This is a genomic window from Algoriphagus winogradskyi, from assembly GCF_900182815.1.
Lineage (GTDB): Bacteria > Bacteroidota > Bacteroidia > Cytophagales > Cyclobacteriaceae > Algoriphagus > Algoriphagus winogradskyi.
Genome location: NZ_FXUA01000001.1, coordinates 358,736 through 371,823, shown reverse-complemented (window position 1 = coordinate 371,823; position 13,088 = coordinate 358,736). Strand labels below are relative to the sequence as shown.

At 41.3% G+C, this 13,088-nt stretch carries 11 protein-coding genes and 1 pseudogene; 11 read left to right on the top strand and 1 reads right to left on the bottom strand.

Translation table 11 applies throughout. From position 1 onward, the window contains the following. Positions 1–13 precede the first annotated feature (13 nt). From QOL76_RS01595 to QOL76_RS01585, 3 genes are all read left to right on the top strand, one after another. Entirely contained in the window at positions 14–592 is a 579-nt protein-coding gene (locus QOL76_RS01595; RefSeq protein WP_111320394.1) for a hypothetical protein, read from the top strand. Between the two features lie 149 nt (positions 593–741). Beyond that, positions 742–1,344 (top strand): hypothetical protein, encoded by a 603-nt coding sequence (locus tag QOL76_RS01590; RefSeq protein WP_283411270.1) that lies wholly within the window; start codon positions 742–744, stop codon positions 1,342–1,344. Between the two features lie 150 nt (positions 1,345–1,494). Continuing rightward, entirely contained in the window at positions 1,495–1,983 is a 489-nt protein-coding gene (locus tag QOL76_RS01585; protein WP_283411269.1) for a hypothetical protein, read from the top strand. A 184-nt stretch (positions 1,984–2,167) separates the two neighbouring features. On the opposite strand, the gene QOL76_RS01580 is transcribed toward QOL76_RS01585, so the two are convergent. Then, positions 2,168–3,181, bottom strand: a complete 1,014-nt coding sequence (locus QOL76_RS01580) for a LacI family DNA-binding transcriptional regulator (RefSeq protein WP_283411268.1) — start codon at positions 3,179–3,181, stop codon at positions 2,168–2,170. Between the two features lie 201 nt (positions 3,182–3,382). On the opposite strand from QOL76_RS01580, the gene QOL76_RS01575 reads away from it, so the two are divergent. The 8 genes and pseudogenes from QOL76_RS01575 (at position 3,383) to QOL76_RS01540 (ending at position 13,074) form a co-directional block, all read left to right on the top strand. Beyond that, a complete protein-coding gene (locus QOL76_RS01575; RefSeq protein WP_283411267.1) occupies positions 3,383–4,426 on the top strand; it encodes an aldo/keto reductase in 1,044 nt (347 codons plus the stop codon). After that, a complete protein-coding gene (locus tag QOL76_RS01570; protein ID WP_283411266.1) occupies positions 4,423–5,433 on the top strand; it encodes a zinc-binding alcohol dehydrogenase family protein in 1,011 nt (336 codons plus the stop codon). The genes QOL76_RS01575 and QOL76_RS01570 overlap by 4 nt, the downstream gene beginning before the upstream one ends. A gap of 192 nt (positions 5,434–5,625) precedes the next feature. Continuing rightward, positions 5,626–8,112 (top strand): glycoside hydrolase family 95 protein, encoded by a 2,487-nt coding sequence (locus tag QOL76_RS01565; protein ID WP_283411265.1) that lies wholly within the window; start codon positions 5,626–5,628, stop codon positions 8,110–8,112. A 44-nt stretch (positions 8,113–8,156) separates the two neighbouring features. Continuing rightward, a complete protein-coding gene (locus tag QOL76_RS01560; protein WP_283411264.1) occupies positions 8,157–8,996 on the top strand; it encodes a sialate O-acetylesterase in 840 nt (279 codons plus the stop codon). Between the two features lie 55 nt (positions 8,997–9,051). Continuing rightward, positions 9,052–9,933 (top strand): annotated as a pseudogene (locus QOL76_RS01555) (alpha/beta hydrolase); the annotation flags it as partial. Positions 9,934–10,199: 266 nt separating this feature from the next. Continuing rightward, positions 10,200–11,123, top strand: coding sequence for an alpha/beta hydrolase (locus tag QOL76_RS01550; RefSeq protein ID WP_283411263.1), 924 nt, complete (start codon positions 10,200–10,202; stop codon positions 11,121–11,123). A gap of 245 nt (positions 11,124–11,368) precedes the next feature. Further along, positions 11,369–12,022: an RNA polymerase sigma factor gene (locus tag QOL76_RS01545; RefSeq protein WP_283411262.1), complete on the top strand. Its 654-nt coding sequence runs from the start codon at positions 11,369–11,371 to the stop codon at positions 12,020–12,022. Positions 12,023–12,045: 23 nt separating this feature from the next. Further along, positions 12,046–13,074: a FecR family protein gene (locus tag QOL76_RS01540; protein ID WP_283411261.1), complete on the top strand. Its 1,029-nt coding sequence runs from the start codon at positions 12,046–12,048 to the stop codon at positions 13,072–13,074. Positions 13,075–13,088 lie beyond the last annotated feature (14 nt).

Here is a 13,088-nt window from a genome sequence, read left to right as displayed (position 1 = left end):
TTGCACTAAAAAAATGACACATCGATATCAAATTATACTCGTCTCTCTTTTACTGATTGTCAATATCGGTTGCAGCGACAAGAACTTGAAGAAAATTGAAGGTCAAATAGACGCTGAAGGAGCAGGGGAAATTAGACTTGGCAAAACTTATTCAGAAGTGCTGAGTAAAATTGACGAAACGGTATACGAAGTCTCGCCTAATGACAAAAATGGATTTCAAATCAAGAAGGATAGAAAAACCATAATCAGTTTTTGGTCTAAAAACCAAGATTCTACGATTGGTTTTGTAAAAGTTTTATCGGACAATTATCAAACTGCAAAAGGTCTGAAAGTTGGAGATTCGATGGATAAAGTGAGAACTATATATCCTGAATTGAAATTATTATTTGATGAAATGGACGGTGAATACTATTTCGCACCAGAAGACTTACAAGTTTATAACAAAGACAAACCTGAAATCCTGTGTTTATTTTATGTGGACTCTAAAGAAAAAAATATCGACTTCGAGATGAACGAAAAGACCGACAGATTTGAAAGTTCTATGGACATTGAAGGAATAATTAAACATGTCCTAATCTATAAATGGAAATAAAAAACGCATGCCAACAATCGCTAAGAAAACATGGGGCGACACGTACTGAAAGCTAGCACTAATCTTCGTAGTTTAGTCCGTCACGGGTAGACAGTCAAGAACTCTGAAAGCCCCACGTTTCTTAGCGGAGCCGTTGGCACCAATGTAAAATGACACGTATTCTCTACATAATTCTTATTTCAATTTCAGTTTCCAGTTTCTCACAAAAATTTAGTGCGACTGAATTGAAGGACAACTTCAATGGGGCTGAAATTAAAGACTTGCAAAAGCTGAAATCGTTTTTTCAGTCTCAAATGTGCGGTTCGACTGATGAGTTCAAGTCGTGCATTGACTCATTAATTCCATATTTAGTTGAATATGGTTACATACCAATCTTGGAAAATGTAGACTTTGAAGAACAGAAAGAATTATACTCAAACTTTGAATCTAACCTTTTCTCACAAATATGGGAATTCGGCAAGGCAAGAAACCTTCGCGAGAACAAGACTTACAAATCAATAGGTCTTAACACAGAAGGGAAGTATGCTCTCTTCTTAAAAGACCTTTCAAGACGAAATCCGGACCTAGAAGAATATTATGAAAGGATAATGGGAGCTGGAGATTGGGAATCAATGGGGCTACTTCAACAAAGAGTTTACACGAATCCTGAGTACTACGACCTGAAAGACCCTAGCATTCAAGTTTTGATAGCCATTCATTACCTTTCCCAGAATGATCACCAAAAAAGAAAAGAGCCGTGGACAGAAAATTAAAACAAAACACTGGTGCCAACACAAAATAAAGCTAATGCGGCCACTCCGTCTTCGGTTGACCATGAGGTCTGAAGAAGAAATTTTTGGGTACTTTCAAAATCTCCGAAAGCCGCACTAGCTTTATTAAAACCGTTATTGCTAATTTTAAAAATGAACGAAACGAGAATTGATAAAATAGACTATGTTGTAGTCGCACTATATATACTTATTGGGGCGTTTATATGGGTTTCATATGAATTCTCCTTACTAAGACAAGAGAATATAAATATGATCTTGCTTGCACTGACTTTTGGAGGACCATTCTCATTGTTTTTAATGTATTATAAAAGACTTCGTATTCCGACAGTATCATTAATTTGGTTTGTACTTGGAATATCGCAATGGTATTTTGTAGAACAGCTTAAAAGCAACCCTGATTTCAATTCAGCAATAGGTACGTTCGCTGACTATGATTTGAATCTATTAGCAATGATTATAATTTTTACAGTCTTTCGAACTTTAAGCCTTCTCACCACGAAGCAAGAATTTATGATGGCGACTTGGTTCTCTCCAAAGGACAATAGAAAATTAAATCCTATAGATTACATTTTGACTTTTGCAGGACTTATAATACTAACAATTGTTATGACAGAAATATAAAAACTAGCCATAATAGCCGTTTTGCAAAAGCGGGGGGTCGGTGCTTCTATGAAAGTGAAGTGCTAAATTCAAGCTTTTTGTATCTAATGAAGTTTAGTGCTGAAAATCCCCACCTTCGCCAAGCGGCAAAACGTTATATTTTACCCCACCCACCATTTTCTCAATTCCCATTCAACTGATCTCCTCACCCTTCCAGCCCCTTACAAGACCCCCTAATCACTAACCTAGTCTCCAGATTTTTGATCTCCAAGGCGATTTCCGGATTATTGATTTTATTCAATAGGTAATTGGCTCCAAATGCACCCATTTCAAATGGCTGCTGATTTACGGTACTTAGGGTAGGGTTGATGTAAGTGGAGATAGGTTCATCGGCATAGCCAATGACTGACAATTGCTCAGGAATCGGGATATTAAGTTCGCTTGCAACTTTATAGATTTCAAATGCCAGGTAATCACTGTAAGTGAATGCACCATCCACTTGGTGATTTGTCAGGCAAAACCTGATTTTTTCCAGCAGATTTGTATCAGAACTTTCCAGCAGAAGTTCTTCTTTCAATTCGATTTCATGCTTTCGAAGCGCTTCTTTGTAACCCATAAAGCGGTTGAAAGTAGTTGAGAGATTATCCGGACCCTTGATATGTAGGATATTTCTGCATCCGATTTCGCACAGGTAATCCACCGCCGAAAATGCTCCCTTGAAATCATCTGAGATCACGTAGGGTGTTTCTATTTCCTCAGAAAAACGATCCACCAGCACCAGTGGTGTCCCACTGTCCATTTCCTCCTGTATATGCTCAAACTTGTCATTCATTTTGGAGATCGTGGCTAGAATCCCATCTACACGGGCATCCAAAAGTGTTTGTGTGGATTTTATTTCCTGGGCCTGGTTTTCATTGGAGGTGCAAATCAGCAGTTGGTAACCTGCCTCTGAGGTGACGCTCTCTATGCCGGCAAGCATGCGGCTGTAAAAATGATGCGTGAATTCCGGGATAATCAGCCCAATGGTATTTGTCCTGTTTTCAAGAAGACTTTTAGCAATGGGATTGGGTCTATAGCCAAGTTCCTTTGCCAAAGCCAAAATCTCATTTCTTTTTTTCTCAGAAACTTTTCCCCCTCCATTCAGCGCTCGGGAAACCGTGGACGGGGTTACATTGAGTGCATTGGCTATATCAGTGATGCTGATTCTCTTCTTTTTCATTCTGGGCTGCTTGGCACACCTAATTTAGAACAAAAGCTCGAAAGCTGAATGGGTTTTAGTGGGAGCTTCAGGATATTAGGTCAAACGTTTGACCAATATACTATTGGTCATTTTTATCATATTGGTTAATTGTTTTGATAAACTTGATTTGTGCCGAACAAAAGTTTGAATCGTTTACCGGCAGAATCATTACTAAATAGAATGGAATTAGGAAAAACAGGCATACAAGTACCTTCAATGATCTTCGGGACGAGTTCTCTGGGCAATCTCTATGAAGCTTATTCCTACGAGCAAAAACTGGAATTGATAGCTGCAGCCTTGGAGCGTTTTCCAGATGGAATAGTGTTCGATTCGGCAGGGAAATATGGGGCAGGTTTGGCATTGGAAACTTTGGGAAATGCCCTGAATGACCTCCAAGTGCCAAAAGACAAAGTTTTGATCAGCAATAAGCTGGGATGGCAGCGCACACATTTGGAGGGAGAGCCAACTTTCGAGAAAGATGTCTGGAAGAATCTTAGTCATGATGCTATTCAGAATATCAGTTATGAAGGAGTCATCAATTGTTTTGATGAGGGCAATTCCTTGCTCAAGGGATATGAAAGTCTCTTGGTTTCCATCCACGATCCCGATGAATATTTGGATATGGCATTTTCGCCAGAAGATTATGAAGAGCGATTTGCACATATTCTGGAAGGCTATGCAGCTTTGGAAGAGCTAAAACAAGCAGGAAGAGTGAAAGCAATAGGCGTGGGGTCTAAAAACTGGAAAGTAATCCAAAAGATTTACGCTGAGGTTAAACTCGATTGGGTGATGATTGCCAATAGCATGACAATATATAATCATCCGGAGGCCCTTTTCCACTTTATGAGGCAATTGGAAAAAGAAGGAGTAGGTATCATTAATTCGGCAGTTTTTCAGTCTGGATTTCTGGTAGGAGGCGATCATTATGATTACAAAATAATGGAGAAATCCGATCCAAATTATCAGCCAAGGCATACTTGGAGAGATCAGTTTTTCAGCCTTTGCAGAGCTCAGGAAATTGATCCTGCCCATGCATGCATACAATTTGGGCTTCAGCTGCCGGGAGTTAATTCCATAGCACTCAACTCTACTTCTCCGGCTAGAATTCAAGCAAATGCTGCTTATTGTTCCACGAAAATCCCAGGTTCATTTTGGGATATTATGAAGGAAAATGGTCTGATTGCTGACTATTTATCAGAATTTCATTTAAATCAAGAACTATGAAAATACTTTCTTGCAATACACCTGGAGAATTTGAATATAGAGAGGGGGTAATGCCGGTACTTTATGAAGGAAAGGCCATTGTCAAAATCAAGAGAATAGGAATTTGCGGAACTGATCTTCACGCATTTGAAGGTACTCAGCCTTATTTCTCTTACCCAAGAATTTTGGGACATGAGTTGGCGGGAGAAGTGGTGGAAATTGGAGCTAATGAGGAAATCACGAAAGGTGATCTAGTCACGGTGATTCCCTATTTCAATTGCGGGACTTGTGTAGCCTGCAGAAATGGTAAACCCAATTGCTGTCAGAAAATCAGCGTATTTGGGGTTCATGAGGATGGCGGAATGCAGGAATATGTCTCCTTGCCGATTGCTTCTTTGGTCAAAAAAGAAGGGCTGAGCTTGGAGCAACTTGCATTGGCCGAACCTTTTGCCATCGGCGCTCATGGCGTGTGCAGGGCAGGAGTGAAGCCCGGGCAATTTGTCTTGGTAATCGGAGCTGGTCCCATTGGATTGGGAGTGATGGAATTCGCTAGGATTGCTGGAGCTACTGTGATCGCGATGGATATCAACGAGAAGCGACTTGAGTTTTGTAAGAGTGAATGGAATATTCCACATCTAGTGAAAGCTGGTGCATCTGCTTATGAAGTGATTCAGGAAATCACCGATGGGGATTTCTGCGATGTGGTGATCGATGCCACTGGGAGTTTGGCTGCGATCAACTCAGGTTTTCAATATATCGCCCATGGCGGATCCTATATCTTAGTTGGATTACAAAAAGGTGAAATTGCTATTTCCCATCCTGAGTTTCATAAGCGGGAAGCGACGCTGATGAGTAGTAGAAATGCAACCAGGGAAGACTTCGATCAGGTCTTGGAAGCGATGGCATCTGGAAAACTTTCAGTTGAAAAGTACATTACTCATAAAGTGAAATTTGATCAGGTGAAGAATGATTTTCAGTCTTGGCTGAATCCCGAGACTGGAGTGATCAAAGCGGTGGTTGAAATGTAGGGAAGACGGAAGACGGGAGACGGAAGACAGAAGACGAAAGACGGAAGACGGAAGACGGGAGACAGAAGACGGAAGATGGGAGACAGGAGACGGAAGACGGGAGATTTGAGACCGAAGAAGGTGGAGAGAAAAGAAATTTTAGTATCTGGAAAGATTGCGGAAAATTATATGAATAGTAATAACAAACCCAAAATGCATACGAGTAAATATTGTTTAAGAACTTTTTTTGCAGTGCTTTTTCTGGCTTTTTCCCTACAGGTAAAAGCTCAGGAAAGCTCTGATCTCACCCTTTGGTACAAGCAACCAGCTGCTGATGTATGGACGGATGCCTTGCCGATAGGAAATGGCAGGTTGGGAGCAATGATCTATGGAAATGTAGAAAAGGAGCTGATTCAGCTTAACGAGCATACCGTTTGGTCCGGTGGTCCAAATAGAAATGATAACCCGGATGCCTTGGCATCTCTGCCTGAAGTCAGAAGATTGATTTTTGAAGGGAAACAAAAAGAAGCGGAGCAGTTGGCTGCCAAAACCATCCAAAGCAAGAAATCACATGGGCAGAAGTTTCAGCCTGTGGGAGATCTGAAAATCGCATTTGAAGGGCATGATACTTTTACAGATTATAGAAGAGAATTGGATATTTCTCAGGCGATTTCCAAAGTGAGTTATGTGGTGGATGGTGTGACCTATACTCGGGAAGCCATTGCTTCCTTCGCTGATAATGTCATTGCAATTCACCTGACAGCCAGCAAACCCGGTAAAATTTCCTTCACCGCTTCCATGGCTACTCCTCAGCCTAATGCTACCGTTGCCCTCAATGCAGAAAAGGAATTGACTATTTCTGGTACTACGACTGATCATGAAGGCGTAAAAGGTCAGGTGAAATTCAAAAGTATTGCGAAAGTCAAAAACCAAGGTGGAGAGATCAGCTCATCAGAGAATTCAATAGAAGTAAAGAATGCTAACGAAGCTACGATCTATATTTCCATAGCAACCAATTTCAATAACTACCTTGATCTCACAGGTGATGAAAATGCAAGAGCCCAAGCTTTTATGAAAAAAGGTTCAACCAAATCTTTTGATGACCTATTGAAGACAAATCGGGTAGATTATCAAAAATATTTCGACCGAGTGAGTTTAAATTTAGGAGAAACTGAAGCCTCCAAACTCCCAACAGATGAGCGCCTTAAAGGCTTTCGAGAAGGGGATGACCCCCAGTTAGTAACGCTCTATTACCAGTATGGACGATACTTGTTGATCTCATCTTCCCAGCCGGGAGGACAGCCGGCAAACCTTCAAGGGATTTGGAATCAGCAGATGTCTCCGCCTTGGGATAGTAAATACACCATTAACATCAATGCTCAGATGAACTATTGGCCGGCTGAGAAAACTAACTTGGCTGAGCTTCATGAGCCATTTCTGAAAATGGTGTCTGAAATGGCAGAGGCAGGGGAGGAAACAGCCAGAGTGATGTATGGAGCAAGAGGTTGGATGGCACATCATAACACAGATATCTGGAGAATCACGGGACCAGTTGATGCAATTTTCTGGGGAATTTGGAGTGGAGGAGGAGCTTGGACTAGCCAGCATCTTTGGGATCATTTCCAATACAATGGAGATATGGATTATCTGAAATCTATCTATCCGATTTTGAAAGGCGCTGCGATGTTCTATGTTGATTTTTTGGTAGAGCATCCTGAGAATAAGTGGTTGGTTGTCAATCCAGGAACATCTCCTGAAAACGCTCCGGCTGCTCACGATGGTTCCTCCTTAGATGCTGGTACGACCATGGACAACCAACTGGTTTTTGATGCCTTTAGTGCAGTGATTCAAGCTTCGGAGATGCTTGGTGAAGATCAATCTTTTGCAGACTCACTCAGAACAATGCGTGATAAATTGCCTCCTATGCACATAGGAAAACAAGGTCAACTTCAGGAGTGGCTGGATGATATTGACGATCCTAATGATCATCACCGTCATATTTCCCATTTGTATGGACTATTCCCGTCAAATCAAATTTCTCCGCTTCGTACTCCAGAGTTGTATTCAGCTTCCAAAAACACCTTAATCCAGCGTGGAGATGTTTCTACGGGTTGGAGTATGGGTTGGAAAGTCAACTGGTGGGCAAGAATGCTGGACGGCAATCATGCCTATAAACTGATCCAAAATCAGCTCTCACCTGTAGGTTCCAATCAGGGAGGTGGCGGATCTTACAACAACCTTTTTGATGCGCACCCACCTTTCCAGATTGATGGAAACTTTGGTTGTACTTCAGGCATTACCGAGATGTTAATTCAAAGTGCAAATGGGGAAATTCATCTATTGCCAGCTTTACCAGACATTTGGCAGGAGGGAAGCATTACCGGAATTCGTGCCAAAGGTGGATTTGAGGTAGTAGAACTGACATGGAAAGATGGGAAGATTGAAAAAGCTGTAATTAAATCGACAATCGGAGGAAACCTGCGCTTACGAGTTCCAAACCCATTGGTTCTAGAAAAGGGTAAGGGTCTTATGAAAGCGCGTGGTGAAAACCCGAATCCTTTCTATCAAGTACCCGTCACTGCCGATCCAATCATCTCGCCAGCCGCTCAAATCGACTTACCTGATCTTGGGGAAACCAGTGTTTATGACTTAAAAACAGAAGCTGGAAATTCTTATATATTGAAATCTAAAAACCTATAAAACCTGAATACCTAATAAGCTCTCAAACCTAACCCAAACCTAAAATGAAAAATCCTAGCACCTTCTTTTCTCTTCTTTTTTTACTCTTTCTGAGCTCCCAGAAGGGATTTTCACAAGACCCTAATTTTTACATTTTCCTCAGTTTTGGCCAGTCCAACATGCAGGGCCATACACAGTTTGAAGCTCAGGATACCGTGCCCATTGACAGATTTAAGGTATTACAAGCGGTGGATTGCCCAGATTTGAACAGAGAAATGGGCAATTGGTACACAGCAGTTCCACCGCTAAGTAGATGCGATACCGGTATTACTCCCGGCGATTATTTCGGAAGGACATTAGCGGCAAGTCTTCCCGATAGCATCAAAATCGGGATCATCAATGTATCTGTGGGAGGCTGTAAAATTGAGCTTTTCGAGAAAGATTCCTATGAGACCTATGTAGAAACAGCTCCGGGATGGATGAAGGAAATAATTGCCCAATACGATGGTAATCCTTATGGAAGATTGCTTGACCTGGCAAAGATCGCCCAAAAGGACGGGGTGATCAAAGGAATATTGCTGCATCAGGGCGAGTCCAATACAGGTGACCAATCTTGGCCAAAGAAAGTGGAAGGAGTCTATGACAATTTGCTAAGTGATTTAGGATTAGCTCCCGATTCTGTACCCTTTTTAGCTGGCGAATTAGTAAGCGCTGAGCAGGGAGGCAAGTGCGCAAGTATGAACCCAATCATTGCCACGCTACCAACAGTTATCCCAAATTCTTATGTTATTTCCTCAGCTGATTGTGAGGCTATTCCGGATGGGCTTCATTTTTCGGCAGCAGGTTATCGCTTGTTAGGAACCAGATATGGGAAAAAAATGGCTGAGCTCTTACAGGAAGAATGAACCTGAAGTTTTCTGCCCAATAATTATTACCCAGTAAATAACCTAATAAACCTATATGAACAGCTCAAAAAACCTATTATTCCTATTGTTCTTTATTGTATGGCAACTTCACGCCCAGCAGATAGAAAAAGAAGCGCCATCAGGATTTGATCAGGCTAGAGATGGGATTTCCCACGGGAAAATTGACACCATCAACTATGCTTCAAAAACTGTTGGAAATCACCGAAAGGCCCTAGTTTATACTCCTCCGGGCTTTTCCAAAAATGAAAAATACCCAGTCCTCTACCTACTTCACGGAATTGGTGGTGATGAAAAGGAATGGCTGAAGGGAGGGCATCCAGAGATCATCTTGGATAATCTCTATGCTGATGGAAAGCTAGCCCCTATGATTGTCATCATGCCAAATGGCAGAGCGATGAAGGATGATAGCGCAAGTGGAAATATTATGGCTCCTGATAAAGTACAAGCCTTTGCCACGTTTGAGCAAGATTTGCTGAATGACTTGATTCCTTATGTTGAAAATAACTACCCTGTTCTCACCAATAGAGAAAATCGTGCGATAGCAGGTTTATCCATGGGTGGAGGACAATCGCTGAATTTTGGCTTGGGAAATTTGGATAAGTTTGCCTGGGTGGGAGGTTTTTCTTCAGCTCCAAATACGAAGGAACCTGAACTTCTTGTTCCAGATCCTGAAAAGGCAAAAGAACTTCTAAAAGTACTTTGGATTTCCTGTGGAGATGCAGATGGATTGCTCAGATTCTCTTCCCGTACCCATGAGTATTTAGCAGAAAATGAGGTGCCACATATCTATTATTTGGAGACTGGCGGGCACGATTTCAAAGTTTGGAAAAATGGCCTGTACATGTTTTCCCAGTTGCTGTTTAAACCTGTCGATGAATCTAAATTCGATCAATATAGTCCCCTGGATATCACAGCGGTTAAATAAATTAACTCATTTTAAACCAGTTTATAAGGAAGACTAATCATTGGAGAAATTGATTTAAAACTAAATCCGCTTTTCAACTTGTAAAGAGATTAAAGAATCCTAGGATTTGGTTAATACTAGTATTTAGGCCACTCCCGTCTCTCGTCTCCTGTCTTCTGACCTGATGAGCAAAGAAATTACTATTACTGGCAAGATTAAGGATGGCCATATAAATTCCTTTTCTCCACCTAATTGCAATTAACAAAACCCATAATACCATGAACCTATTAAAAACCTCAATTCTGGCGTCATGCCTCTTAATTGCCTCCTCCGCTATGGCACAGGACGGCACAATTTATCCACTGGAAACACCAGCTGAACCTAATGCAATTTTGCTGGGAACAGGTGGCGTTGAAAACCAACCTGCTTCCGAAACTTGGTTTAGGCAATGGGGAGACCCAATGGCTCGAAATATTACTGTTGCCACCTTGACTCCTTTTTTACCAGAGCCAGGTACGGCGACTGGAGCAGCGGTGCTTGTTGCGCCGGGCGGTGGTTTCAGATGGCTTTCTTTGAAAAATGAAGGATGGGAAGTTGCTCAGGCACTTGCCGATCAGGGAATAGCAGCGTTCGTCCTGAAATACAGGCTCCGCCCAACTCCTGAGTCTTTGGATGGCTTCAAAGATTCTATGAACCAGACTTTATCACCACCACCTGCCCCGTCGGAATCCTCAGCTCCCGCACGTCCAGCTCCTGCACCCTTTGATCTTTCGGATCAGTTGGAAGATGCCGAGGCAGCCTATGCGATGATTAAGGATAGAGCAGAAGAGTGGGGTGTTGGTATGGATAGGTTAGGAATGATCGGCTTTTCTGCCGGTGCAGGATTGACCATGCACAGCACGTTGAATTCCAAGACAATGAAATTGGCCTTCATCGGCCCAATCTATGGTGGCATGGGACCAGTTGAAGTTCCTGAAGATGCACCTCCTATGTTCAATGTGATTGCCACAGATGATTTTCTTTTTAGAGGACAGTTCGGTGTAATCGATTCCTGGTACAAAGCAGGTATTCCTGTTGAGTTTCACTTATACCAAAATGGCGGACATGGCTTCGGTCTTGGTAATCCTGGTAGAACCAGTAATCGTTGGTTTGATGCTTTTATACATTGGTTGGATGTCAACGAATTCCTGAAAGCAGACTGAAGTCTCTAGACGCCATTATTTCCCTTTTTTACTACTTGTAAGAATTCTTGATTAGACGATAGAATGGTATTCTCCTATAGCAGAATTATATTCTGCGATAGGGGTGTATTATCTAATTATCAGGGGATAAAACTGTGTATGGTAGATTTTTTCATATACAGAAAAAAATAAAATAAAATTTTGAGGTTGTTTGACCTCTAAAAACACTCTTTATAAGTGAAGAGTGGAGATACCTTCCTGTTCAAATGAAAAAAACCCAGAATAAACCTATTGAAACTTCCGATACCTCAGCTATGCTATATATGCAGCATAGTCAAGTGATGGTGGTATACACTGAAAAATCAGACCGTGAGGTCTGGACATCTTTCAAAAGTGGAGATGAAGCCGCCTTTAACTACATCTACCGAAAATATGTAGCTGACTTATTTAATTATGGCATGCAAATCTGCAAGCAAGAAGAATTAATCAGGGATTGTCTTCAGAAAATGTTTGTAGATCTACGAAAGAACCAAGCCAAGTTAGGTGATGTACAGCGAATTAAAGGTTATCTGTTCACCGTTTTTCACAGAGAACTTTTCAAGTTTCTCAAGAAAGAGAGAAAGTTAAATGCCGATTTGATTTCTCTTGAAAATGAGGAAAATATGTTTCACATCGAGACCTCTCATGAGACCAAATTGATAGATGAAGAATTTGCCTTGGAGCAGAAGTTGGAAATCGCCAATGCGCTGAACAAACTACCTACCAGGCAAAGACAAGCGATTATTATGCTCTATCAAGAAGAGTTATCCTATAAAGAAATAGCTGAAGTGATGAATTTCAGTGAAGTTAAAACAGCGCGAACCTTGGTTTATAGAGCCATGGAGAAGCTTAAAGAAATATTTGAAGTTAAGAAAGCCTAACCAGCGCGCTTCCTGCCACTACCATGGACGAAAAATATAAATACATAGATTTTGAGATCGAGGACTTTTTGAACGATGAATTTTTTATTCAGTGGGTGAAAAATCCTGGAGAAGAAACTAATCACTTTTGGCTTAAATGGATTGAAAATAATCCCGAAAGAAGACCAGTTCTCCAAAAGGCTAAAGAGATAATCGCAATGATCGATTACAAAGACCGGTATGTGCTTTCTGATCAGGCCTATATGGATTTGTATGAGGACATCGTGGAAAAGAGTCATCAGAAAAGGGCAGATGGCAGTCATTTCCATTGGAGTGGCTGGCATAAAACTGCAGCCATCTTGTTCTTGGTTTTTTCTACAGTTTACGGAATCGATATTCTCAACAAAAGGAATAAGGTAGAGTCTGAAAATCAGAAAGTAACTACTTGGTTGACTGTGGACAATCCTGCGGGTCAGAAATATAAATTTCAATTGCCGGATGGAACATATGTTCACCTCAATGCAGCTAGTAGCATAGCCTATCCGCAGAATTTCGATGGGGAAAAAAGAACCGTCCGGATGCAGGGAGAAGCATTTTTTGATGTGACGAAGGATCCTAATCGTCCTTTTGTAATCCAAATAGACAACAATCAGGTGACCGTTTTAGGCACTTCATTTAACCTAAAAAACGGAGAAGACTTTGAACTGGCGCTGGTAGAAGGCAAGGTAGAAGTGGCTGATTCCACTGGGGGAGTAATCACTCTCCTTCCCCATGAAATGCTAATCAAACGGAAGAATGGTGAAGTGACTAAAACAGATTTTGATCCCCTTGAAATATTTGGCTGGAAAGACCAATACCTGATTTTTAAAGACGACAGCTACCCTGAAGTTATCCGAAAAATGGAAGTGTGGTTTGGCGTCACAATCAACAGCACCTTAAAGGTAGATAAAGGATGGTCGTACTCTGGAAGCTATCATAACAAACCATTGAATCAAGTCTTGGACGGCATAAGTATCTCCTCCGAATTTGACTATAAAATCAAAGGAAAAACAGTAACAATTTCAAACCCATAACCTACTAACCTATG

Excerpts from the sequence above, each read along its gene's own strand:
- QOL76_RS01595 (WP_111320394.1), top strand. The coding sequence starts at position 14 with ATGACACATCGATATCAAATTATACTCGTCTCTCTTTTACTGATTGTC.
- QOL76_RS01590 (WP_283411270.1), top strand. The coding sequence starts at position 742 with ATGACACGTATTCTCTACATAATTCTTATTTCAATTTCAGTTTCCAGT.
- QOL76_RS01585 (WP_283411269.1), top strand. The coding sequence starts at position 1,495 with ATGAACGAAACGAGAATTGATAAAATAGACTATGTTGTAGTCGCACTA.
- QOL76_RS01580 (WP_283411268.1), bottom strand. The coding sequence starts at position 3,181 with ATGAAAAAGAAGAGAATCAGCATCACTGATATAGCCAATGCACTCAAT.
- QOL76_RS01575 (WP_283411267.1), top strand. The coding sequence starts at position 3,383 with ATGGAATTAGGAAAAACAGGCATACAAGTACCTTCAATGATCTTCGGG.
- QOL76_RS01570 (WP_283411266.1), top strand. The coding sequence starts at position 4,423 with ATGAAAATACTTTCTTGCAATACACCTGGAGAATTTGAATATAGAGAG.
- QOL76_RS01565 (WP_283411265.1), top strand. The coding sequence starts at position 5,626 with ATGCATACGAGTAAATATTGTTTAAGAACTTTTTTTGCAGTGCTTTTT.
- QOL76_RS01560 (WP_283411264.1), top strand. The coding sequence starts at position 8,157 with ATGAAAAATCCTAGCACCTTCTTTTCTCTTCTTTTTTTACTCTTTCTG.
- QOL76_RS01550 (WP_283411263.1), top strand. The coding sequence starts at position 10,200 with ATGAACCTATTAAAAACCTCAATTCTGGCGTCATGCCTCTTAATTGCC.
- QOL76_RS01545 (WP_283411262.1), top strand. The coding sequence starts at position 11,369 with ATGAAAAAAACCCAGAATAAACCTATTGAAACTTCCGATACCTCAGCT.
- QOL76_RS01540 (WP_283411261.1), top strand. The coding sequence starts at position 12,046 with ATGGACGAAAAATATAAATACATAGATTTTGAGATCGAGGACTTTTTG.